The sequence below is a fragment of the Streptococcus penaeicida genome (assembly GCF_002887775.1).
GTDB lineage: Bacteria > Bacillota > Bacilli > Lactobacillales > Streptococcaceae > Streptococcus > Streptococcus penaeicida.
The window spans coordinates 196,045-220,030 of the sequence record NZ_LOCM01000015.1 but is presented as its reverse complement, the minus strand read 5'-3'; the positions used below and the strand labels follow the sequence as shown (position 1 = coordinate 220,030).

General features: G+C 35.6%; 25 protein-coding genes. 23 read left to right on the top strand and 2 right to left on the bottom strand.

The window, feature by feature from the left end; genetic code table 11:
- The first annotated feature begins 14 nt into the window (after nt 1–14).
- The 9 genes from glmS (at nt 15) to AT575_RS03965 (ending at nt 10,031) form a co-directional block, all read left to right on the top strand.
- Nucleotides 15–1,829, top strand: coding sequence for a glutamine--fructose-6-phosphate transaminase (isomerizing) (gene glmS / locus AT575_RS04005; RefSeq protein ID WP_102777264.1), 1,815 nt, complete (start codon nt 15–17; stop codon nt 1,827–1,829).
- A gap of 139 nt (nt 1,830–1,968) precedes the next feature.
- Complete coding sequence (locus tag AT575_RS04000) at nt 1,969–3,729, top strand: PTS mannitol transporter subunit IIBC (RefSeq protein ID WP_102777263.1); 1,761 nt, start codon at nt 1,969–1,971, stop codon at nt 3,727–3,729.
- A gap of 24 nt (nt 3,730–3,753) precedes the next feature.
- On the top strand, nt 3,754–5,706 hold the full coding sequence (locus AT575_RS03995; RefSeq protein ID WP_102777262.1) for a BglG family transcription antiterminator: 1,953 nt from the start codon (nt 3,754–3,756) through the stop codon (nt 5,704–5,706).
- 2 nt (nt 5,707–5,708) lie between these two features.
- Entirely contained in the window at nt 5,709–6,146 is a 438-nt protein-coding gene (locus AT575_RS03990) for a PTS mannitol transporter subunit IIA (protein ID WP_102777261.1), read from the top strand.
- Between the two features lie 30 nt (nt 6,147–6,176).
- Nucleotides 6,177–7,325 carry a mannitol-1-phosphate 5-dehydrogenase gene (locus tag AT575_RS03985; protein WP_102777260.1) on the top strand — a complete coding sequence of 383 codons (1,149 nt, stop codon included), beginning with the start codon at nt 6,177–6,179 and terminating at the stop codon, nt 7,323–7,325.
- 138 nt (nt 7,326–7,463) lie between these two features.
- Nucleotides 7,464–7,805, top strand: coding sequence for a zinc ribbon domain-containing protein YjdM (locus tag AT575_RS03980; RefSeq protein WP_102777259.1), 342 nt, complete (start codon nt 7,464–7,466; stop codon nt 7,803–7,805).
- Nucleotides 7,806–7,904: 99 nt separating this feature from the next.
- A complete protein-coding gene (locus AT575_RS03975; RefSeq protein ID WP_102777258.1) occupies nt 7,905–8,546 on the top strand; it encodes an amino acid ABC transporter permease in 642 nt (213 codons plus the stop codon).
- Between the two features lie 11 nt (nt 8,547–8,557).
- Entirely contained in the window at nt 8,558–9,187 is a 630-nt protein-coding gene (locus AT575_RS03970; protein WP_102777257.1) for an amino acid ABC transporter ATP-binding protein, read from the top strand.
- Between the two features lie 19 nt (nt 9,188–9,206).
- Entirely contained in the window at nt 9,207–10,031 is an 825-nt protein-coding gene (locus tag AT575_RS03965) for an amino acid ABC transporter substrate-binding protein (protein WP_102777256.1), read from the top strand.
- A gap of 34 nt (nt 10,032–10,065) precedes the next feature.
- On the opposite strand, the gene AT575_RS03960 is transcribed toward AT575_RS03965, so the two are convergent.
- Nucleotides 10,066–11,304, bottom strand: a complete 1,239-nt coding sequence (locus AT575_RS03960) for a cation diffusion facilitator family transporter (RefSeq protein ID WP_102777255.1) — start codon at nt 11,302–11,304, stop codon at nt 10,066–10,068.
- 176 nt (nt 11,305–11,480) lie between these two features.
- Here AT575_RS03960 and pcrA point away from each other — a divergent pair, with 176 nt between their 5' ends.
- From pcrA to tpx, 10 genes are all read left to right on the top strand, one after another.
- Complete coding sequence (gene pcrA / locus AT575_RS03955; RefSeq protein ID WP_102777254.1) at nt 11,481–13,766, top strand: DNA helicase PcrA; 2,286 nt, start codon at nt 11,481–11,483, stop codon at nt 13,764–13,766.
- 312 nt (nt 13,767–14,078) lie between these two features.
- Nucleotides 14,079–14,324: a GlsB/YeaQ/YmgE family stress response membrane protein gene (locus AT575_RS03950; protein ID WP_102777253.1), complete on the top strand. Its 246-nt coding sequence runs from the start codon at nt 14,079–14,081 to the stop codon at nt 14,322–14,324.
- A gap of 122 nt (nt 14,325–14,446) precedes the next feature.
- Entirely contained in the window at nt 14,447–14,692 is a 246-nt protein-coding gene (locus tag AT575_RS03945) for a GlsB/YeaQ/YmgE family stress response membrane protein (RefSeq protein WP_102777252.1), read from the top strand.
- A gap of 58 nt (nt 14,693–14,750) precedes the next feature.
- Complete coding sequence (gene amaP / locus AT575_RS03940; RefSeq protein ID WP_102777251.1) at nt 14,751–15,332, top strand: alkaline shock response membrane anchor protein AmaP; 582 nt, start codon at nt 14,751–14,753, stop codon at nt 15,330–15,332.
- A gap of 9 nt (nt 15,333–15,341) precedes the next feature.
- Complete coding sequence (locus AT575_RS03935; RefSeq protein WP_102777250.1) at nt 15,342–15,530, top strand: DUF2273 domain-containing protein; 189 nt, start codon at nt 15,342–15,344, stop codon at nt 15,528–15,530.
- 61 nt (nt 15,531–15,591) lie between these two features.
- Nucleotides 15,592–16,113: an Asp23/Gls24 family envelope stress response protein gene (locus AT575_RS03930; protein ID WP_102777249.1), complete on the top strand. Its 522-nt coding sequence runs from the start codon at nt 15,592–15,594 to the stop codon at nt 16,111–16,113.
- A 38-nt stretch (nt 16,114–16,151) separates the two neighbouring features.
- Entirely contained in the window at nt 16,152–16,355 is a 204-nt protein-coding gene (locus AT575_RS03925; RefSeq protein ID WP_102777248.1) for a CsbD family protein, read from the top strand.
- Nucleotides 16,356–16,366: 11 nt separating this feature from the next.
- Nucleotides 16,367–16,846: an Asp23/Gls24 family envelope stress response protein gene (locus AT575_RS03920; RefSeq protein ID WP_102777247.1), complete on the top strand. Its 480-nt coding sequence runs from the start codon at nt 16,367–16,369 to the stop codon at nt 16,844–16,846.
- A gap of 155 nt (nt 16,847–17,001) precedes the next feature.
- A complete protein-coding gene (locus AT575_RS03915) occupies nt 17,002–17,646 on the top strand; it encodes a GntR family transcriptional regulator (protein ID WP_102777246.1) in 645 nt (214 codons plus the stop codon).
- A gap of 99 nt (nt 17,647–17,745) precedes the next feature.
- Nucleotides 17,746–18,234 carry a thiol peroxidase gene (gene tpx / locus AT575_RS03910; protein WP_102777245.1) on the top strand — a complete coding sequence of 163 codons (489 nt, stop codon included), beginning with the start codon at nt 17,746–17,748 and terminating at the stop codon, nt 18,232–18,234.
- A 47-nt stretch (nt 18,235–18,281) separates the two neighbouring features.
- On the opposite strand, the gene AT575_RS03905 is transcribed toward tpx, so the two are convergent.
- Nucleotides 18,282–18,821, bottom strand: a complete 540-nt coding sequence (locus AT575_RS03905; protein WP_102777244.1) for a TetR/AcrR family transcriptional regulator — start codon at nt 18,819–18,821, stop codon at nt 18,282–18,284.
- Between the two features lie 115 nt (nt 18,822–18,936).
- Between AT575_RS03905 and AT575_RS03900 the strand changes: the two genes are divergently transcribed.
- The 4 genes from AT575_RS03900 to AT575_RS03885 all read left to right on the top strand — a co-directional run bounded on the left by AT575_RS03900 (nt 18,937) and on the right by AT575_RS03885 (nt 23,974).
- Complete coding sequence (locus AT575_RS03900; RefSeq protein WP_102777243.1) at nt 18,937–19,638, top strand: ABC transporter ATP-binding protein; 702 nt, start codon at nt 18,937–18,939, stop codon at nt 19,636–19,638.
- Between the two features lie 10 nt (nt 19,639–19,648).
- Complete coding sequence (locus AT575_RS03895) at nt 19,649–22,285, top strand: ABC transporter permease (RefSeq protein WP_102777242.1); 2,637 nt, start codon at nt 19,649–19,651, stop codon at nt 22,283–22,285.
- A gap of 119 nt (nt 22,286–22,404) precedes the next feature.
- Nucleotides 22,405–23,004, top strand: a complete 600-nt coding sequence (locus AT575_RS03890) for a restriction endonuclease subunit S domain-containing protein (RefSeq protein ID WP_102777241.1) — start codon at nt 22,405–22,407, stop codon at nt 23,002–23,004.
- A 10-nt stretch (nt 23,005–23,014) separates the two neighbouring features.
- On the top strand, nt 23,015–23,974 hold the full coding sequence (locus tag AT575_RS03885; RefSeq protein WP_102777240.1) for an aromatic acid exporter family protein: 960 nt from the start codon (nt 23,015–23,017) through the stop codon (nt 23,972–23,974).
- The last annotated feature ends 12 nt before the right edge of the window (nt 23,975–23,986 follow it).

Below are 23,986 nucleotides of genomic sequence, written 5' to 3'. Positions count from 1 at the left end.
TTAGGTATTTATTTATGTGTGGAATCGTAGGAGTTGTAGGAAATCGTAATGCTACAGATATTTTAATGCAAGGATTAGAAAAACTTGAATATCGTGGTTATGACTCAGCTGGTATTTTTGTTGCTAATGGTGTTAAATCTAGTTTGGTGAAGTCAGTTGGTCGTATTGCAGACTTACGTGCTAAAATCGGAATTGATGTTGCTGGTAGCACTGGTATTGGTCATACCCGTTGGGCAACTCATGGTCAAGCAACAGTTGAAAATGCACACCCTCATAGATCAGCAACTGAACGTTTTGTTCTTGTACATAATGGGGTTATTGAAAACTATCTTCAAATGAAAGAAGAGTACTTAGCTGGACATACTTTCAAAGGTCAAACAGATACTGAAATTGCTGTTCATTTAATTGGAAAATTTGTTGAAGAAGATAATCTTTCAGTTCTCGAAGCTTTTAAAAAAGCTCTTTCTATCATTGAAGGCTCATATGCTTTCGCTTTGATTGATACTGAAGATGCAGATACAATTTATGTGGCTAAAAATAAATCACCTTTATTAATTGGTTTAGGTGAAGGCTATAACATGGTATGTTCTGATGCCATGGCTATGATTAGAGAAACTAGTGAATTTATGGAAATTCATGATAAAGAACTGGTTATCTTGACCAAAGATGCTGTTAAAGTTCTTGATTATGAAGGAAATGAAGTTGAACGTGACTCTTATACTGCTGAACTTGATTTATCTGATATTGGTAAAGGAACTTACCCTTTCTACATGTTAAAAGAAATCGATGAGCAACCAACTGTTATGCGTAAATTGATTTCGACATATGCAACTGAAGATGGTAAAATGGCTATTGATCCTGCAATTGTTAAATCAGTTCAAGAAGCAGATCGTATTTATATTCTTGCTGCTGGTACGTCTTATAATGCTGGGTTTGCATCAAAATCAATGATTGAACAATTAACAGATACGCCTGTAGAACTAGGTGTTGCTTCAGAATGGGGTTACAATATGCCATTATTAAGCAAAAAACCAATGTTCATTCTTTTAAGTCAATCAGGTGAAACTGCTGATAGTCGTCAAGTATTAGTTAAAGCAAACCAAATGGGTATTCCAAGCCTAACAGTTACCAACGTACCTGGTTCAACCCTATCACGTGAAGCCACTTATACAATGCTTTTACACGCTGGACCTGAGATTGCAGTAGCATCAACTAAAGCTTATACAGCACAAGTAGCTGCTCTTGCTTTCTTATCAAAAGCTGTAGGAGAAGCAAATGGTAAACAAGAAGCTCTTGAATTTGATCTTGTTCACGAATTGTCATTAGTTGCTCAATCGATTGAAGCAACATTGTCTGAAAAAGACTTGATTGCTTCAAAAGTTGAAAACCTATTAGCAACAACACGTAATGCATTCTACATCGGTCGTGGTAATGATTACTACGTAGCTATGGAAGCATCTCTTAAATTAAAAGAAATTTCATATATCCAATGTGAAGGCTTCGCTGCAGGTGAACTAAAACATGGAACAATTTCATTGATTGAAGATAAAACACCAGTTATTGGTTTAATTTCATCAAGTGAACTAGTTGCGGCACACACTCGCGGGAACATCCAAGAAGTAGCTGCTCGTGGAGCAAGTGTTTTAACAGTTGTTGAAGAAGGCCTTGAACGTGAAGGTGATGATATCATTGTTAACAAAGTACACCCTTACTTAGCAACTATTGGTATGGTTATTCCAACGCAATTAATTGCTTACTATGCATCATTACAGCGTGGACTTGATGTTGATAAACCTCGTAACTTAGCAAAAGCTGTAACAGTTGAATAATATATAATCTAGCTAGGACTGATGTCCTAGCTTTTTGTCATATTTTCGTTTTTGTCACAAGACTTGTGCCAAAGTTTGAGTTTTCCTGATAACCCTTACATGATAAGATTAAAATGTAAATAAATTAGGAGGCGTTCTGATGGAACAAAAATCTTCACTTAAAGTAAAAATCCAAAAATTAGGTACCTCACTATCTAATATGGTAATGCCCAATATTGGTGCATTTATTGCATGGGGTGTTTTAACTGCACTCTTTATCCCAACTGGTTGGATGCCAAATAAAGAATTTGGTGCTGCAGTTGGCCCAATGATTACTTATCTATTACCATTATTAATTGGTTATACTGGCGGTTATGTTGTTCACGGTCAACGTGGAGCCGTCGTTGGTGCTATTGCAACTTTCGGTGCCATTGCAGGTTCAACTGTACCTATGTTCATCGGTGCTATGGCAATGGGACCTTTAGGTGGATGGGTTATCAAGAAATTTGATGAAACCTTCCAAGAAAAAATCCGCCCTGGTTTTGAAATGTTGGTGAACAACTTCTCAGCAGGTTTAATCGGTTTTGCCCTCCTCTTATTAGCTTTCAAAATTGTAGGACCATTCGTTGCTATCTTTACAACCGCAGTAGGGCACGGTGTTCAAGCGATTATCGATATGAAATTATTGCCATTAGCAAATATTCTTATCGAGCCAGCTAAAATTTTGTTCTTAAACAATGCCCTTAATCATGGTATCTTTACACCTCTAGGAGCAGAACAAGTTGCAAATACTGGTAAATCAATTCTCTTCTTACTTGAAGCAAACCCTGGACCAGGTCTTGGTATCTTATTAGCTTACCTTGTATTTGGTAAAGGCGCAGCTAAATCGTCATCATGGGGTGCATTAATTATCCACTTCTTTGGTGGTATTCATGAAATCTACTTCCCATACGTGATGATGAAACCAGCTTTATTCTTAGCAGTTATCGGTGGTGGTGTAACTGGTACATTTACAAATCAATTATTAGGGTCAGGTCTTGGAGGACCAGCATCACCAGGTTCAATTCTTGCTATCATGAGTATGGTTCCTAAAGGTGGTTCTTACATAGCAGTATTGTCAGGTGTCTTCTCTGCAGCCCTTGTTTCATTCTTAATTGCATCAGTTATTCTTAAAGCTGATAAATCAGAGGATGACGAAAGTGCTTTGTTAGAAGCACAAGCAGCAACCAAAGCAGCTAAAGCTGAATCAAAAGGTCAAGCACTAGCTTCTTCAGAAGATTTTGCTAGCGATGATATTCAACAAATTATCTTTGCTTGCGACGCAGGTATGGGTTCTTCAGCAATGGGAGCTTCAATCTTACGTGATAAAGTGAAGAAAGCTGGTCTTAATATCACAGTAACAAATAAAGCTATCTCTAACTTAACTGACGTAACAAATACATTAATTGTTACACAACAAGAACTTGCACCTCGTGCAGCGCAAAAGACCCCACGTGCAGCTCATGTTTCAGTTGATAATTTCTTAGCAACACCTAAATATGATGAAATCGTAGCCAAACTTGCAAAAAAGCCTAGTGCTGAACTTGCTGCTGCTTTAGCACAAGATTCAGCTAAGGAAGAAGCAATTGATCTCAATTACATTGATGAAGTCGTTTTCGCTTATGATCAAGCAAAAGGTTCAGCAACAATGGGGCAAGCAACCTTACAAGAAATCTTTAAAGTCAGAAATATTGGCATTCCAGTATCAAAAGCGGAAAATACAAATCTTGCTGCTTTCAATTCTAAAAATATTTTACTTGTCACAACAATTAACAATCAAGCAAAAGCGCAACAATATGCACCAAATGCTCAAGTCCTTGTTGTTGATAGTTTAGTTACAAGTCCTGAATATGATAAAATGGTTGAAAGAATGCATAAATAATAGAGATTGGTGTATAATTAATATATGCTACTAACTAAAAGAGAAGAACAATTAATGAAAGCTTTCCTAACATACGGAAGGCTTTCAATTGATAATATGGGTGATATTCTTAAAGTATCACGACGTACAGTCTATCGAGTCTTAAATGATCTATCTAAGAGTCTAAATACCATTGATATTGGTATTATTAAAGACGATCAAAAGTATTTTCTAACGGGAGATTTGGCGCAATTACAATCTTTTAGCAGTCAGGAAAGTTTTAGTCGTAATGAGCGTTTAAATTTAATTACTTATCAATTATTGATAAATGATGAAGAAATTACAAACGATTATTTACAAGATTTATTATCTGTTTCAAATGTCACTGTTATTCAAGATATTGCACAAATTGAAAAAAGGTTAGCCGACTTTAACATTGTTTTACAGCGTCAAAGGGGCTACCAATTGGGCCCTATTCCAATGTCAAAGAGGCGTCTATTGGCTATTTTACTTTGTAACAGTATTAGTTTGTCAGATTACTATCACTTACGATTTGGTCATTTTGACTTGATTTCAACAGAAAAAGTTAAAATCGCAAGACGAATTTTTCAACAATATCAAGCGGAATTGCCGGAAATGGATTCAAAACTAAGTCAGTTTTTTGTCACTCTTCTAGCTTTAAGTAATTGGGATAAGGTTAATCAGGATAAGCATCAAGTCTCAAAACTTGCTTTAGATTTCTCAAAGAAGGTATTCGGCGATTTATCAAAAGAATTACACACTTTTTATCCTCTTCAAGAAATCGTCTATTATGCTCAAATTTTAGATCAGTTAGTTTTAAAGCGTCAAGAAACACCGCTGTTTCAAGAAAATTTTGATTCAGAGTTTTTCTACAATGTGACCAATTTGATTGATAAAGTAGCACTATATACCAAAATTAATTTTACCAAAGATCAAAAACTCTTTAAGTTTCTTTTCAATCATATACGTCTAAATTTAGCTGTTCCTACTATTTTTGCAGATACCAATATTGCTGATTTGGCTCATCAGGCCTTGAACCATAGTGATTACCTGCATAGGGTTATCAAACTCTTAGTGATGGAAATTTTCCCACAGTATTTAAGAACAGAAAATGAATTAGAATTAATTACTCTTCACTTTGCTTCCAGCTTAAGAAGGAGTCCTCAAATCTATCCTATCCGCCTTTTATTACTAACGGATGAACGACCTTTGGCGACTGAGTTACTCATTACAAGACTAAAAAACATCGCACCATTTATTGAAAGTATTGATACGAAAGGGACAAATAATTTAGAATCTAGTGATTTTGACAATTTTGATGCTGTCTTATCAACAAAATTACTCGTAGATCAACGGATTCGTTTAGTGTCAAGTTTCCCTAGTCCAAATGAATTATTGGAGTTAGAAACTTTCTTTAATCACATTCAAGTTAGCCGTGACTTTAAACCACGTCAGGACCTGCTAAACGGTCATTCCATAAATCTAAAAGATTACTTTGATGCTAGTCAGGTTATTTTAGAAGCTTTTCGTTTGACTTACATTTATAATGATAGGACTTTTGATTTGACTATTAAGCAGATCATGGCGTCCTTGGAAAACGTTAAAGATAATGACTATTTAACTAAAAAAGTGACAGCCCGTTTTCATGAGAGCCCCATGGCTATTCCAGAAACAAACCTTGCCTTAATTCATACCCAATCGAGTCATGTGACTTCTTCGACATTCTTGATTTTTGAATTGGACAAGCCAGTTATAGCTAAGTCAATGAATGGTCAAGACGAGACTGTGAAACGAATTTTAGTCATGCTGACGCGACTCAATGAAAGTGAAGAGATAAGAGATTTAATGACTGCCATAAGTCAATCCATCATTGAAAATCACCTTTATACCGAAATTTACCGTAAAGGTAATGATGATATTATCTATCAATTGCTAAATCAAATTTTTACTGACAAAATTAAGAAATTGGAGAATTAAAAATGGAATTCCAACAAGAATTAATCAAACTCAATCAGAATTTCCATAGTTACGAAGCTGCCATTCGTTACTGTGGTCAATTACTTTATGATAACGGCTATGTTGAAGAAGACTACATTCAAGCCATGGTAGACCGTAACGAGGAACTCTCTGTTTATATGGGCAACTTTATTGCCATTCCACATGGAACAGACGCAGCTAAAGAAAAGGTTAAAAAATCTGGCTTAGCTGTAGTTCAAGTACCAGACGGAGTTAATTTCGGTACAGAAGAAGCCCCTCAAATTGCTACCGTATTATTCGGTATTGCTGGTATTGGTGATGAACACTTACAGTTAATTCAAAAAATCTCTATTTTCTGTGCAGATGTTGATAATGTGGTTAAATTAGCAGATGCTAAAAGTGTTGATGAAGTTGTAAGATTATTGAATTCAGTCGACTAAGAACTGAATTTAACTGAAGGAGTTGTTAAAATGAAAAAAGCAGTACATTTTGGAGCAGGTAATATTGGTCGTGGTTTTATTGGTGAAATCCTAGCAGCAAATGATTTTTCCATCCAGTTTGTTGATGTTAATGAAGCTATTATCAATGCCTTAAATGAAAGACATTCTTATGAAATTGAAATTGCAGAAGATGGTAAACGTCATGTTGCAGTTTCTAATGTCTCTGGTATCAATAATCGTCTTAATCCAGAAGCAGTTGTCGGAGCCGTAGCTCAAGCGGATATCATCACAACAGCTATTGGACCAAATATCTTACCCTTTATTGCTGAATTAATTGCTAAAGGGATTATGCAACGTCGTCAATTAGGTGTGACTCAAGCAGTAGATGTATTGGCTTGTGAAAATATGATTGGTGGCTCACAATTCTTGTTGGAAGAAGTGAGTAAATATCTTTCTGAAGAAGATTTAACTTATCTTGATACTTATGTTGGATTCCCTAATGCAGCCGTTGATAGAATTGTTCCAGCTCAAAGTCATGAGGATCCTCTCTTTGTTGTGGTTGAGCCTTTCAATGAGTGGGTTGTTGAAACGAGTCGTATGAAAAATCTAGACTTGAGACTTGAAGGTGTTCATTACGAAGCTGATTTAGAGCCTTTCATCGAACGTAAATTATTCTCAGTCAACTCTGGTCATGCAACCTCAGCTTATACAGGCGCACACGCAGGGGCTAAAACAATCTTAGAAGCTCTGCAATTGCCAGAGGTAAAAGAACAGTTAGAAGCTGTTTTAGCAGAAATTCGTTCTTTACTTGTTGCTAAATGGGACTTCGATCTTGCTGAATTAGAGGCTTATCATCAGGTTATCATCAGTCGTTTCGAGAATCCTTACATTGTTGACGATGTGGTTCGTGTGGCTAGAACGCCGATTCGTAAACTTGGTTTTGATGAGCGCTTTATTCGCCCAATTCGCGAGTTGAAAGAACGTGGCCTTGCTTATGATAATCTCCTTAAAACAGTGGCTTACGTCTTTAAGTATAAGGATGCTCAAGATGAGCAAAGTAATCAATTACAACTGATGCTTTCTGAGAATAATCTTGAAAAAGTCGTTGCTGACGTGACGTCACTTGATGATCAAGACTTGATTCAGGAAATTGTTCAAAGTATTGAAGCACTAAATTAGGCAGTCATGCCCTTTCATAGCCATATGAAAGGGTTTTTAAATTTTAATGCTTTTGACAACGTATTCATCTTGTCAAATACCTTTTTCTAAAGTAGAATAGTAAAAACACAATTTATTGAATAAAAAGGAGTTTCATCCATGTCCATACCAAATTGTTTACAATGTCAATCAGAATATGTTTATGAAGATGGTCTTATGCTTATTTGTCCCATGTGTGGTTTTGAGTGGGCTACAGATCAAACGGAAAGTCTGCAAGAAGAAGATGGGGTAAAAGTTCTAGATAGTAATGGTACACAACTCGTTGATGGTGATACTGTAACTGTTATTAAAGACCTTAAAGTAAAGGGTGCACCTAAAGATATCAAACAAGGTACACGGGTTAAAAATATTCGGTTAGTAGAGGGTGACCATAATATTGATTGTAAGATTGATGGTTTCGGCGCTATGAAGCTGAAATCTGAATTTGTTAAAAAATTATAGTCAATTTCAATCCATTTCTTGTATTTTTATTCAAATTTCTCCCAAAAATTTAGATAATTTGATATAATGAGAACAACTATTTTCACAATTGGAGCTTACATGTCATATATTTTACAAGTCCTGCCCAGTCTTTTAGATGGTGCCAAAGTGACTTTACAAGTTTTTTTCATTGTTATTTTATTATCCATCCCCTTGGGTATGCTTATAGCCTTTCTGATGAAAGTCCAGTTTAAACCATTGCAATGGTTATTAACTATTTATGTCTGGATTATGCGGGGAACACCTTTGCTCTTACAATTAATCTTTTTCTATTATGTCTTGCCAAGTATAGGAGTCACATTTGACCGGATGCCGGCAGCCATTCTAGCATTTACCATGAATTACGCAGCTTACTTTGCTGAGATCTTCCGTGGTGGTATTGAAGCTATTCCCAAAGGACAATATGAAGCTGCTAAAGTTTTGAAATTAACACAACTTCAAACGATTCATCATATCATTGTGCCTCAAGTCTTCAAAGTTGTTTTACCTAGTGTCTTCAATGAAGTCATTAATTTAGTCAAAGATTCTTCTCTAGTTTATGTCCTTGGTGTAGGAGACCTCTTATTAGCCAGTAAGACAGCTGCTAATCGAGACGCCAGTTTAGCACCAATGTTTATTGCAGGAATGATCTATTTACTCTTAATTGGTTTGGTCACAATTCTATCACGACGAGTTGAAAAGAAATTTAACTACTACAAATAAGGAGGCCAGTGATGTTAGAACTTAAAAATATTTCCAAACAATTTGGCCATAAACAAATTTTCGACAAGTTTTCCTTATCGGTTGCTGATGGTCAAATTCTTTCATTAGTTGGCCCTTCAGGCGGTGGAAAGACAACTCTATTAAGAATGTTGGCAGGTTTAGAAGCCATTGATTCAGGTGATATTATTTATAATGGAGAAACAGTGCCAATCAATCATTTGGAAAATCGCAATCTTTTAGGCTTTGTTTTTCAAGATTTTCAATTATTTCCCCATTTATCTGTCCTTGATAATTTAATTTTGTCACCTACAATCACAATGGGCTTAGGAAAAGAAGCGGCTAAGAAAAAAGCAGAGGACTTACTTAGCCGATTAGGCTTGAAAGATCATCTGCATGCTTATCCTTATTCCTTATCAGGTGGACAAAAACAACGTGTTGCTCTTGCAAGGGCAATGATGATTGATCCACAAATTATTGGATATGACGAACCAACGTCTGCATTAGATCCCGAACTAAGAGATGAAGTTGCCAAACTGATTTTGCAGAACCGTGAAATGGGTATTACTCAAATTGTCGTAACCCATGATATGACTTTTGCTCAGTCTATCTCAGATCAAATTATTTCCGTTAACCCAAAATAGAATAAATTGGAGAAAAAGTATGAAAAAATTCCTAATGACACTATCAACACTAGCTTTTACATTTCTTTTGGTTGCCTGCGGCAATAGCCAAGCTAAAAAGGGTGATTCATGGGAGACTTACCAGAAAGAAAAGACCATTACACTTGGTTTCGACAATACCTTTGTCCCAATGGGTTTTAAAGATAAAGATGGCAAAAACACAGGGTTCGATGTTGAATTAGCTAAAGCTGTTTTCGTTGAATATGGGATTAAAGTTAAATTCCAACCAATCAACTGGGACTTAAAAGAAACAGAATTAAAAAATGGCAAAATTGACATGATTTGGAATGGCTATTCTGTAACCAAAGAACGTCAAGCAAAAGTGGCATTTTCAAATCCCTATATGAAAAATGAACAAGTTTTAGTTTCAAAAAAATCCGCAGGTATTGAGTCTTTCTCTGACATGAAGGACAAAGTACTAGGTGCTCAATCAGGTTCATCTGGCTATGATGCTTTTACTAAGAATCCAAAAGTCTTAAAAGATATTGTTAAAGATAAAGATGCGACTCAATATGAAACCTTTACGCAAGCCTTTATTGACCTTAAAAATGATCGTATTGATGGACTATTAATCGATAAAGTCTATGCGAATTACTACTTGAAACAAGAGGGTGAATTAGCTAATTATAACATCACTAAGAGTGAATACACAGGTGAAGACTTCGCTGTTGGCGTCCGCAAAGAGGATAAAACGCTTATCAAGAATATTAATAAAGCCTTCAAGAAACTTTATAAAGATGGTAAATTCCAAGAAATATCAAATAAATGGTTTGCTGAAGATGTAGCCACGGATCAAGTCAAATAAGATATTAAAAAGCAAGTTCAAAAATGAACTTGCTTTATTTTTTAGTAATTTTATAACGGTTGGTTTTTAATGGGCTTGACTGTTTCGATGTGACTTGATGGAAAATCAAATACCAAACTTCGTTGCGACGCCAGATGCTGGTATGTCTCTTTCCATCTAGTTGATAGGAAATGAGTTTTGTTTTTTGGCTGATAGACTGAAGTTGGAAATCTTCAAAGTTGCAAGGGTAAAAAATAGGATTTTCAATTAATTCTTGACGGTTTAGCACTTGACCATTTTCATTAATTTGGGTAAAATCCTCTGCTATAAATTCTTGAAAATCAGGTAGTTTGGATAAGATCATTTTCTCGTTTTTTAAGAGTTTATTGGTGACATTATCAATCTGTTCATCTTCTGGAATTAAACCAGGTTCCACATGAATATCAATATCATAAATTGAGAACTTTTCACTTAGTAGTTGTTCAACTTCTTCGGTAATAGCATGACTTTCAAAGACGGACAGGTCGGGATTCATTTCTAGAACAATATCAAGGTATACGTTACTCCCGTATGTTCGGCCCCGTTGTGACTTAACAGCTGAAATTTTCGGGATTTGGAGGATAGCTTCTTCGTATTTTTTAAGGTGTTTGTTATCAAAACCATCAGATAAACTGAAGGCGCTGGACATGAAAATATCATAAGCTGTTTTTAAAATGAAAAATGTAATAATAATGGCAGCAATTCGGTCAATAATGGGAAGATGAAGTGAAGCCGCTAAAACAGCAACCGAAGTACCAATTGAAGTAACCGCGTCGGATAAATTATCTTTTGAAGCAGCAACTAAAGCACTAGAACGAACTTTTTTTGATAACTGTTTATTGTAGGCATAAACCCCAAGCATTATGATGGCTGAAATGACACCAACAATGGCACCTAATGGGTCAACCGGACTTTGCTTACCAGCAATGATATTTTGAATGGTTTGAATCAGTACTTGAAAGCCAACAATAAACATAATGAAGGAAGTAATCAAGGAGGATAAATCCTCGAACTTCCAATGTCCGAAACGGTGATTAGCATCTGCGGGTTGACTAGCAAGTTGTAGTCCAATTAAAAGAGCTACATTGCCAACAATATCAGATAAGTTATTAAAACCATCGGCGACCAGGGAATTTGAATTAAGCATATAACCACTGACTAACTTGGCAATACTTATCAGTAAGTAGGCTATGATACTTATTATTGGTCCTCTTTTGGCGAGTTTTAAATTACTAATAGGATTTAATTCTGACATGGTAACTCCTTTGTATTCAATGCAACTATTATATCATATTAATGACCATATCAATCTTGATTGCGATTTCAAGAATATAGAAGAAACTTACTTTCATTGACTTGGTCATTTTTCATTTTAGTCAGAAAATGATATAATTTTATAGTTAATTGATGGATAGATTTTAAGGAGATAAGATGAATCCTTTATTAAATGGAATGAATGACAAACAAGCGGAAGCAGTTCAAACGACAGAAGGTCCGCTTTTAATTATGGCCGGCGCAGGCTCAGGTAAAACTCGGGTTTTGACTCATCGAATTGCCTACTTAATCGATGAAAAATTTGTAAACCCTTGGAATATTTTAGCCATAACCTTTACCAACAAAGCGGCGCGTGAAATGCGTGAAAGAGCTATAGCTTTAAATCCAGCAACTCAAGACACTTTGATTGCTACCTTTCACTCCATGTGTGTCCGGATTTTAAGACGAGAAGCCGATCATATTGGTTATAATCGAAATTTTACCATTGTTGATCCCGGGGAACAAAGAACCCTGATGAAGAGGATTTTAAAAACTCTGAATTTGGATCCTAAAAAGTGGAATGAACGCTCTATTTTAGGAACTATTTCCAATGCCAAAAATGATTTGTTGGATGAAGTTGCTTACCAGGCTCAAGCAAGTGATATGTACCAACAAATTGTCGCTCGCTGCTATAAACTTTATCAAGAAGAACTGAGACGAAGTGAAGCTTTCGACTTTGATGATTTAATTATGCAAACTCTTAGACTCTTTGATAAGAATCCAGATGTATTGGCTTACTACCAACAACGCTATCAGTACATTCATGTAGATGAGTACCAAGATACTAACCATGCTCAGTATCAATTGGTAAAATTGCTAGCCTCACGATTCAAGAACATCTGTGTTGTTGGGGATGCAGATCAGTCTATCTACGGTTGGCGTGGCGCTGACATGCAGAATATACTTGACTTTGAAAAAGATTATCCTCAGGCAAAAGTGGTCCTTTTAGAAGAAAATTACCGGTCAACTAAAACGATTCTAAAAGCAGCCAATGATGTCATTAAAAATAATCGTAATCGGATTGATAAAAAGCTTTGGACTCAAAATAATGACGGTGAACAAATTGTCTATTATCGTGCAAATGATGAACGAGATGAAGCCGTTTTTATCGCATCAACAGTGTCAAATATGTGTCTGGAACTTGGAAAGAGTTTTAAAGATTTTGCCGTTTTATATCGTACCAATGCACAATCACGTACAATAGAAGAAGCTTTCCTAAAATCGAATATTCCGTACACAATGGTCGGCGGAACTAAGTTCTATAGTCGTAAAGAAATTAGAGATTTAATTTCTTATTTAAATATTGTTGCCAATCCTGCTGACAATATTTCATTTGAACGAATCGTTAATGAACCTAAGCGAGGCGTTGGTCCAGGGACTTTGGAAAAATTGCGACAATTTGCCTATGATAACCAATTATCCTTATTAGAAGCAGCAAGTAATCTCTTTTTATCGCCATTAAAAGGAAAAGCGGCTCAGTCTATAATGGATTTTGCCACTCTCCTTAGTGATTTACGGTCGCGGTTGGATCACTTAACAATAACGGAATTATCTGAAGAAATACTAGAGAGATCTGGTTATTTGGATGCTTTAAGAATTCAAAACACATTAGAAAGTCAAGCTCGGATTGAGAATATTGAAGAGTTTCTCTCAGTAACGAAAAACTTTGATGACTCTGCCAAGGCTGAGACAGATGAAAATGGTCTCGATAAATTAGGACGCTTTTTAAATGATTTAGCCTTAATTGCTGATACGGATGATTCAGATACTGAGGTTGCTGAAGTGACCCTAATGACTCTTCACGCAGCTAAGGGACTTGAGTTTCCAATAGTATTCTTAATTGGCATGGAAGAAGGTGTCTTCCCATTATCACGTGCTTTAGATGAACAAAGTGAACTGGAAGAGGAAAGACGTTTAGCATATGTTGGTATCACCAGAGCAGAGGAAATCCTTTTCCTAACTAATGCTAGCACTCGGACTCTGTATGGTAAAACCAATTATAATCAGCCGACCCGATTTCTTAGAGAAATTTCTGATGATCTTCTTGCCTATCAAGGCTTAGCTCGCCCAGCCAATACTTCATTTGGCGTTAAGATGAGCCAACAAAATCAAAGACAGTTCGGGCAAGGAATGAGTTTGTCACAAGCTATTCAATCTCGCAAATCACAAGCTCAACCAGGAAGTCCTCAGAGAATCACTGACAATGATTTACCTTTTTCTAACACAAAGACAAGCATTGACCAAGAGTGGGAAATAGGTGATATTGCCCGTCATAAAAAATGGGGCGATGGGACTGTTTTAGAGGTTAGTGGAAGTGGTACTTCAACTGAGCTGAAAATTAAATTTCCAGAAATTGGACTCAAAAAATTATTAGCCAGTGTTGCTCCGATTGAAAAAATTTAAAAATTTATTTTAGCCATAAAGCCCAATCTAATAGGCTTTATGGCTTTTTTGTTATTAAATTTCAATTTTTTTTTTAAAAAATGATACTTTTTTCTTGCATCTCAGATTTAGTATTGTATAATAACAATATAAATAAAAACACGAGTGGTCACTTTAGAAAAAGCCTTATTTAATATATAGTTCATGATATTATTTGAAATTTAATTAAGGATTTAAAAGTTGATTGACATTCCGGTTTTATTTAAAGTAGTCACTTTAAAATGTGAATACAAATAATTTGAAAGTGCATGAGCACTAGAATAGGAGAAGATTATGGGACTAATTTGGACATTAATTGTCGGCGGCCTTATCGGTCTAGTTGCAGGAGCTCTTACAAAACGTGGTGGTTCAATGGGTTGGATTGCTAATATTTTAGCCGGTATTATCGGCTCTTGGGTTGGTCAATCCCTATTAGGAGCTTGGGGTCCTTCCCTAGCAGGTATGGCATTGATTCCATCAATTATTGGTGCAGTCATTGTTGTATTAGTTGTATCATTTGCTTTAAGTAAATTGAACTAGGATAATCATTTCCTTATTAGACAACTGTTTGAAATGAATTTAAATAATTAATTACTAAAAATAGTTAAATAGTTATTAAGAGTTCAACTTATATAGATCATTAAGAAAAAGAGGTATTTATTATGGCACTTATTTGGACATTAATCGTTGGTGGTATTATCGGTTTAATCGCAGGAGCTCTTACAAAACATGGTGGCTCAATGGGCTGGATTGCTAACATTTTAGCAGGTATCATTGGTTCATGGGTTGGTCAATCATTACTTGGTGCATGGGGGCCATCCCTAGCAGGTATGGCATTGATTCCATCAATTATTGGTGCAGTCATTGTAGTTGTTGTTGTTTCATTTGTTTTAAGCAAATTGAATTAAGATAAGGTCACTTTAAGCCAAGTATTATCATTTAGTGATCAACTAGAAAGAGGTAGATATGGCAAAAATATTGAAAATCTTTTATAGTTTATTTGGCCTTATCCTCCTATCCATCTTTATTATGGTAATGGGAGTGACCCAAGGTTACCTAAAAATGCCCCCTAAATATGACTGGATTGGCTGGGACTTAGATAAAGTTCCTGGCTTCCTAAATCCAGGTTTGTATTACTATTTTTACTGGGCAGCAGTACTGCTAGCATTATTAACGATAATTGGTATTCTAGTAGTTATCTTTTATCCAAGAACATATACAGAAGTACGTTTGAAAAAGAAAAATGGAAGTTTATTACTTAAAAAATCTGCCATTGAATCTTATGTAGCTACTGCAATTAAAAATGCAGGACTGATGAGTAAGCCTAACGTATCGGCAACTCTATATAAACGCAAATTCAAAATCGACGTCACTGGACGTTTAGATTCACGAGTTGCAGTTAGTGATCAAGTTCGTGGAATTAAAGAAGGTATTGATGCTGGTTTCAAAGAATTCTTTGGCATAGATAAACCTGTTAACTTTAAGGTTTTTGTTAAAGATATCTCGCAAGTTGAGACCAAACATGGCAAAGCCAGACGTGTAGAATAGGAGGTCAAAATGGTATTTTTTGAAAAGAATAAGTATGCCATAATTGGTGGATTAGTAGGCTTAATTTTAGCTATCTTACTAATGACTATTGGCTTCTTTAAAACTTTACTCGCACTCATCTTTGTAATTCTAGGTGTTTGTGCAGGAATTTTTCTTAAGCAGACTGGTATTATCGATCAATTCATTGACCGTAGATAATGAACAATTTAAATTGATTTAAACAATTTAACATTTATATTTTAGAAGAGGAGAAACGATTATGACTGACACATTTATTAAAAATACAGATTTAAACAATAGCCCAAGTATTCGTGGTGAATTAACATACGAAAATAAAGTTATTGAAAAAATTGTAGGATTGGCTGTAAATAACATTGATGGTCTTTTAGCTATCAATGGTGGCTATTTATCAAACATCAAAAATAAATTAGTTAATAGTAATTCAGTTCGTGATGGTGTTTCTGTAGAAGTTGGTAAAAAACAAGTTGCAGTTGATTTAGATATTATCGCTGAATATCAAAAACATGTTCCAACTATTTTTGACGAAATTAAAGCAATTGTTGAGTCAGAAGTTAAGAAAATGACTGATTTAGATGTCATTGAAGTTAACTGTAATGTCGTTGACATTAAAACTAAAGAACAGCATGAGGCTGATAAAGTGACTCTTCAAGATAAGGTAACTGATGCAGCACATGCAACTAGTGAATTCACTAGTAAACAAGTTGGTAATGTTAAATCTTCAGTAAATGACAATGTACAGACAGAACCACGCGTAAAATGATATAAAAATCCTAAATCATTTTTAGGAAGGTGAATCTAATGACAGATGAAAAGATGAAAGCAAAACTTGAACAAGCTTCAGGCTCCGTTAAGGAATCCATTGGTAAAGTATCTGGTAATAAATCGCTTGAAACAGAAGGAAAAATGAATAAAATTTCTGGTAATGTGAGAGAAGTAAAAGCTGATACTAAAGATACTATTGATGGTATATCTAAAGGCCTACAAAATAATCAAGAAAAGTAGAGGAAGAATATATGACAGCTAATGAAATCAAAACGAAATTGACATATAACGACAAGGTTATCGAAAAAATTGTCGGACATGCTCTTGAAGAAGTTGATGGGCTCTTAGCAGTCAATGGGGGCTTCTTCTCAAATCTTAAAAACAATGTAGTCAATAGCAATTCTGTCAGGGACGGTGTTTCTGTAGAAGTTGGCTCAGAGGAAGTTGCAGTTGATTTGGATGTTATTGTTGAATACGGTAAAGACATCCCTCAGATTTCTGATAAAATCAAAGAAATTGTGGCCCAAAATGTTGAGCAGATGACGCATTTAAAAGTTGTTGAACTCAATACAAATGTGGTTGATATCCGAACGAAAGAAGAACAAAAAGCAGCTGAGGTTACGGTCCAAGATCGTGTTACCAATGCAGCAAGTAAAAGTTCTGAATACGTAAGTTCAAAAACACAAGATCTAAAATCATCTTCAGTAAACGAAGCCAATCAAACCTATTAAAAACTAGCCCTTTTTGAATCAAATAGTAGGGAAAAAGAGAGAACTGGTTGAAAAACCAGTTCTCCTTTATGTACACCTAAGGACGGAGCTATTGAAATCTTTCGAGAAATGTGATTTAATTAGACTGTTTGAGTTAGTCAGTAAAGGAGTATATGATGACTACAGCTAGTAAAAATGAAATTACCACATCGAAGTATCAAAAAATAGCTATTTCTGTTGCCCAAAGAATCGCCAGTGGAGAGTATGAAGTTGGAGAAAAATTAAAATCTCGGACGACAATTGCGTCAACCTTTAATGTCTCACCTGAGACAGCTCGAAAAGGATTAAATATCTTAGCTGATTTGAAGATATTATCCTTAAAACATGGGAGTGGGGCTATTGTTCTTTCAAGAGAAAAGGCCATCGAGTTTATTAATCAGTATGAATCGACACATTCTATTGCGGTCATTAAAGAAAAAATTCGGCAAAATATTCAGAAGCAAAATGAAGAACTGAATGATTTGTCATTGTTAGTCAACGATTTCTTAATGCAAAGTCAAAATATTAGTAAACAGTTTCCTTTGGTTCCATATGAAATCATTGTTAACAAAGATACAGATCATTTTGGCAAATCTATTGGTGTTTTAAATTTATGGCATCAAACAGGTGCGACTGTTGTTGCCATCGAACATGAAGGTAAATTTTTAATTTCCCCTGGACCGTACGCGGTTATTGAAAAAGGAGATCACATTTATTTTGTAGGTGATGAGTCTGTCTATTCAAGAATGAAGAATTACTTTAACCTCTCAATGGGTCTTTGATTTCTGAGAACAAAAAAATCGCTTTCTTGCTCCAAATTGGATACAATAAATTTGTAAACATTTAAAAGATTGCTATAAATATTTCAAGGAGAAAGACTTATGACAACATTTATTGGAAAACCCGTCACCTTACCTGGTCAACAGTTTCAAGTTGGACAAATTGCTGATGATTTTACATTATTAGCGACAGATCTTTCAAAACGATCACTTTCTGACTTTAAAGGAAAAAAAGTGATTAGTGTTGTTCCGTCAATTGACACTGGTATTTGTTCAACACAAACTCGCAAATTCAATCAAGAATTAGCAAGTCTAGATGACACTTATGTGATAACTATTTCAGTAGACTTACCTTTTGCTCAAGCTAGATGGTGTGGTGCAGAAGGGTTAGATAAAGCCATTATGTTATCAGATTATTATGATCATTCTTTTGGTAAAGCCTATGGACTTTTGATGGAAGAGTGGCATTTATTGGCCAGAGCAGTCCTTGTTCTTGACCAAGATAATAAAGTTGTATATACGGAATATGTTGAAAATGTGAACACTGAACCAAATTATGATGCAGCAATCCAAGCCCTTAAATCAATTTAATAATATGCAAAAGAACAAAGAGCAGAGGCTCTTGTTCTTTTTTTGCATTAAAGACTGACTGTTTTCAGAATAATATCTGTCAGTTCTTCAGGCGATTGCTGACCATCATTAGCAATCCAGTAGGAAATAATACTTTCAATACTAGCCAGATAGACTTCTAAGGCATAACCAAAGGGGATGCCACCATACTGATGGCTAACAATTTCCTGATAGTTATCAATCGTCAGAAGTACCTTGTAAATAAAATCCTTTAGAGTTTGTTTAAAATTTAAGGACTGGGATTTTGAAATGGCAGCAAAAAAAGCAAAATTGTCTGCCAAAAAGGTTAAGGTTTGAATGAGTAATTCTCTGGTATTAGTTGATATCTCGGGAGCGTCTAAAAGCTGGAAAAAAGTATCCATGTGCTCATTTTTAAAACTTTCAATCATGTCATATTTATCTTGAAAGTGTAAGTAAAAGGTCCCCCGATTAATTCCAGCCTTCTTAGTTAAATCAGAAACTGTAATGGCTTCAAAATCTTTTTCGGCTAATAAGCTTATCAGTGCCTCTTTTAAATAGTTTAGGGTATCTGTTTGTCTTTTAACCATAAGATCTCCTTAAATCAACATATTGTCTATTTTTGTTCTTGTTGCTTGAATAAGGTCATTATATAATAGTCATATATTTAAATCAACAGATTGTTCATATAAAGGAGTGGCAGTAATGACTTATATCCAAATGATAAATTCATCTAAAACCTATCAGATTGGAGAAAATACCATAAAAGCTAATGACCAAGTCTCTTTTGACATCGAAAAAGGAGAATTAGTAATTATTTTAGGTGCCTCAGGAGCTGGTAAATCAACGGTACTTAATATATTAGGGGGTATGGACACCAATAGCACTGGCCAAGTCATCATTGATGGAGAAGATATTTCTTCCTATTCCGCCAAGCAATTAACTAAATACCGACGTCATGACATTGGCTTCGTTTTTCAATTTTATAATCTGGTCCCTAATTTAACAGCTAGGGAAAATGTCGAATTGGCAGTCGAAATTGTTGACAATGCTCAAGACCCTGTCCAAGTCCTCAAGGAAGTTGGCTTAGAAAAGCGCCTCGATCATTTTCCTAGTCAATTATCTGGTGGGGAGCAACAAAGGGTTTCAATTGCCAGAGCAATTGCCAAAAATCCGAAACTCTTGCTTTGTGATGAGCCAACTGGAGCCTTAGACTATAAAACTGGTAAACAAATCTTAGCCTTACTCCAGGAAATGGCACAGACCAAAGGGGCAACAGTTGTCATTGTTACCCACAATGCTGCGTTGGCACCGATTGCTGATCGTGTTATTCATATGCATGATGCGCGTGTGGTAAAGACGGAGATAAATAAACATCCTCTGCCTATTGAGGCAGTTGAATATTAGGGGGTGCACAATGACAAAATCATTTTGGAAAGACTTGAAGAGGTCGATCTGGGCGACCAAGACCCGCTTTATTTCTCTTATTCTACTCATGGCCTTAGGTTCCTTTGCCTTAGTTGGGTTAAAAGTGACCAGTCCAGATATGGCCAGATCTGCTAACTCTTATATCAAGTCTCATCAGATGATGGACCTAGCAGTTGTCACTTCTTATAGCTTTTCAGCAGATGATAAAGAAGAGTTAAAGAAAGTTTCCCATGCTGAAATTGACTATGGTCATCTCTTAGATGCAGAAATTGGCAAGAATCAAGAATCCATCCGCTTATTCTCAAATCCCAAGGTGATTTCCAAAGTCACTTTAACAAAAGGACGACTTCCAAAAAACAATCACGAAATTGCACTAGCCAGTTGGCAAGCCCCAAATTATAAAATTGGCCAAAGTATTACCTTATCAACACCAAAAGATAATCTATTAAAAGAAAAAAGATTAAAAATAGTTGGTTTTGTTTCAGCTTCGGATATTTGGTCTAAAGAAAACTTGGGTGCTTCACAAACAGGTGATGGAAATTTGGCCTTATATGCCTTTCTAAGCCCCTCTAACTTCCAGATGGACGATAACATTGCCAAGTTAACTTTTAAAGATGTGAAGGCTCTAAATGCCTTCTCAGAAGACTATAAAAAGAATGTCCAGCTAAAGGAAGAAAAAATTGAGAATTTAATAGCTGATAACGGTGAAAAACGTCTTTCTGAACTCAAAAGTGATACTCTAGCAAAATTCAAAAAACCTGAGGAAAAAATCAATAAGGCCTTGTCTGAAATAAAGACAAAAGAGCAATCCCTAAAAGGATTACCGCCCCTTCCTCAAGTGATTGACTCACGTAAACAGTTAGCAGAAGCCAAGGCTAAACTTCAAGCAGAAAGTAGAAAACTGCAAGTAAGGAAGACTGAAGTCACTAAGCTAACGAAACCAACTTATCAAGTTTATAATCGATCTACTTTTCCAGGTGGCCAAGGCTATCAGATATATGATACCTCTATGGGCTCTATTTCACAGGTTGGCAACATCTTCCCAGTCGTTCTCTATTTGGTTGCTGCCTTAGTCACTTTTACAACCATGACCCGGTTTGTCGATGAAGAGAGAATAAATTCTGGACTTTATTTGGCCTTAGGTTTCGGTCCCAAAGATATTCTCAAGAAATTTTTAATTTATGGCTTTTTGGCAAGCTTTATCGGATCGACAATCGGAATCATTGGCGGAACCTACTTTCTATCTGGCATGATTGCTAAAATTATTACCCAGCCTCTGGTAATTGGAAAAACCAACTTGGATTTCAATTGGTATTACGCAGGCATAGCCTATTTCTTAGCAGCTTTATCAGCTTTACTACCTGTTTACATCATTGTTCGCCGGGAACTTTTTCATGTGCCTGCTCAGCTATTGTTACCAAAACCACCAAGCAAAGGCTCTAAAATCCTTTTAGAAAAAATACCAATTATTTGGAAACGATTATCTTTTACCCAAAAAGTGACGGCTCGTAATATTTTCCGCTATAAACAAAGGATGTTGATGACCATTTTTGGCGTCGCTGGTTCAGTCGCCCTATTGTTTTCTGGTTTAGGTATTCAATCTTCGTTATCAAAAGTAGTGGAACACCAATTTCAGGAATTGACCCCTTTTCATGTCATGGTGGTTGGTAAATCTAAGGATGAGGAAGCGTCTCTAAAGCTTGAAAAAGCTCTAGCCAGTGATCAAACCATTGAAAATCAAGAAAAAGTCAGCTTTTCAACTTTGTATTTAGCCATAAAAGGGCAAAATAGTAAAATTGCGACGAGTATTATTGCCAGTCCAAAAAAGAGCTTGTCTCCATTAATCAATCTTAAAGATATCAGTGGTGAAAAGTCACTATCTATTCCAGATCAGGGAATTGTGATCAGTCAAAAACTAGCTCATTTTTATCAGGTTAAAGCTGGTCAAAATTTAACTTTGAGGAATGAAAAAAATCAGGAATTCAAAGTCAAAGTAGTCGCCATCTCAGATATGAATGTAGGACACTATCTCTTTATGTCCGAAGATTATGCACGGGCTAAGTTTGGGCAGTTGACCTTTAGTCCAGCCCACTTACTTGCTTTAAAAAATGGATCTTTGAACCATGTTAAATCTTTCGCTAAGAAGTTACTAAATAAAGAAGGTGTTGAAGCAGTTTCTCAGAATACTGTGATTATTGAAATGGTTTCTTCAATAGTTAGTTCCCTTAAACAAATTATGACCTTGTTAGTAGTCCTTTCCTTACTCTTAGCCTTAGTCATCCTTTATAATTTAACGGCCATAAACATCGCTGAGAGGCTGCGCGAGTTATCAACCATAAAGGTATTGGGATTCTTTGATAAAGAAGTGACATTATATATTTATCGAGAGACTATTTTACTGAGTTTGATTGGTATCGTAATTGGCTTCATCGGAGGAAAATACCTTCATCAATTATTAATGTCCTTAATGGGTTCTTCAGATATGAATTTCGGTTATCAAGTGGATACTTATGTTTACATCATTCCCGTAATAGCTATTAGCTTCATTGTATGTGTCTTAGCCATTTTGGTTCATCGTCAACTCAAGCATCTGGACATGTTGGAAGCATTAAAATCTGTTGACTAAAATGCTTGTGTCCTAGTAATACATAAAGTCGGTCTGTGACCGTCTTTTTTTAACTTGCAAATCTTGAAAAATAGTGATAGTATTTAAATACTACAAATTAATAGAAAGATACTAATGATATGGATGAGCTATTAGAGACCTATCTTAATAATAATCAAGAGAAAGTCATTTTAGGAGAGGTAGTAGATTGTTTTAAAGGAAAAGCAGTCAGTAGTAAAGTTGAAGCTGGGGACTTTGCTTTAATTAATCTCTCAGATATGACACCAACTGGCATTGCTTATGAACAGTTACGTACCTTTCACTTAGACCGTCGGCAACTCTTACGCTATTTACTCGAAGATGGTGATGTTCTGATTGCGTCAAAAGGAACGATCAAAAAAATCTGTGTCTTTCATAAACAGGAACGGGAAGTTGTTGCTTCGTCAAATATTACAGTTATAAGACCTTTGTCTAAACTGCGAGGATATTACATCAAATTCTTTTTAGATTCTGCCATCGGCCAAAGGCTTCTTGACCAAGCTGATCATGGTAAAGATGTCATTAATTTATCGACCAAAGAATTATTAGAAATTCCTCTACCTCTTATTCCACTTGTCAAACAAGATTACATGATTAATCATTATTTACGTGGACTCAGTGAATATCAACGTAAACTGCAAAGGGCTGAGCAAGAGTGGAATCATTTACAAAAGGAAATTGAAAAATCTTTACAAGGATAAAGGATGAGAAATGCCCTTATTTGAACGAACTATAAAAATGGTCTTAACGACCTTGTTGGCTATAATCTTAGCTGAACAATTACAATTGTCATACAGTATATCAGCTGGGATTATTGCTTTATTAAGTCTTCTGGATACGCGGAAATCAAGTTTAGCCATTGCCAAAAGTCGTCTTTTAGCTTTCTTTTTAGCTTTTGCTATTGCCTATTTGGCCTTTTACCTATTAGGCTTTAATCTTTGGGCTATGTTTATCTATTTACTCCTTAGTGTGCCCTTATTATATTACTGGCAATTGGAAGCTGGGCTTGTCCCCATTACAGTCTTAGTTTCCCATCTCTTATTACTGAAAAGTTTAAGTATTCCAGTTTTATTAAATGAATTATGGCTTTTCCTTATTGGGACTGGAATAGCTTTGCTTGGAAATACCTATATGGGAAAACAGACAGAGGCCATCAAAAACTTGCAAATGCAAGTGGAAACGGAATTCAAGGAGCTTCTCTTTGCCATTGAAGAATCCCTTTTAGATCAGTTCAATCATAGCTTGTGGGAGAAAAGGGATGCTTTAGAAAAAAATCTAAAATATGCTCTCAAGTTAGTCTATCGCGATAGTCATAATCAACTCTTTAGTCAAACCAATTATCAGGTCCACTATTTTGAAATGAGACAGCGTCAAATTCGGATTTTGAAAGATATCTTGAAGTCTTGTCAAAAGTTAAGAGGAGAAACGCGACAAAGTATTTTGTTGGCTCACTTGATCCATGAGACAGGGCAACAATTGAGTGAGAAAAATTCTGCTTTAACACTTTTGGAAGATATTGACTTACTGCTTGAAACCTACCGGCAAGGTGAATTGCCACATAGCAGACAAGAATTTGAAAATCGAGCGCAACTCTTTTTACTTTTACAAGATTTAGAGCGCTTCATTACTGAAAAAACGCAATTTTATAAAGAGTACAAAGAAGTGGATTAGGATTAGAGAAAG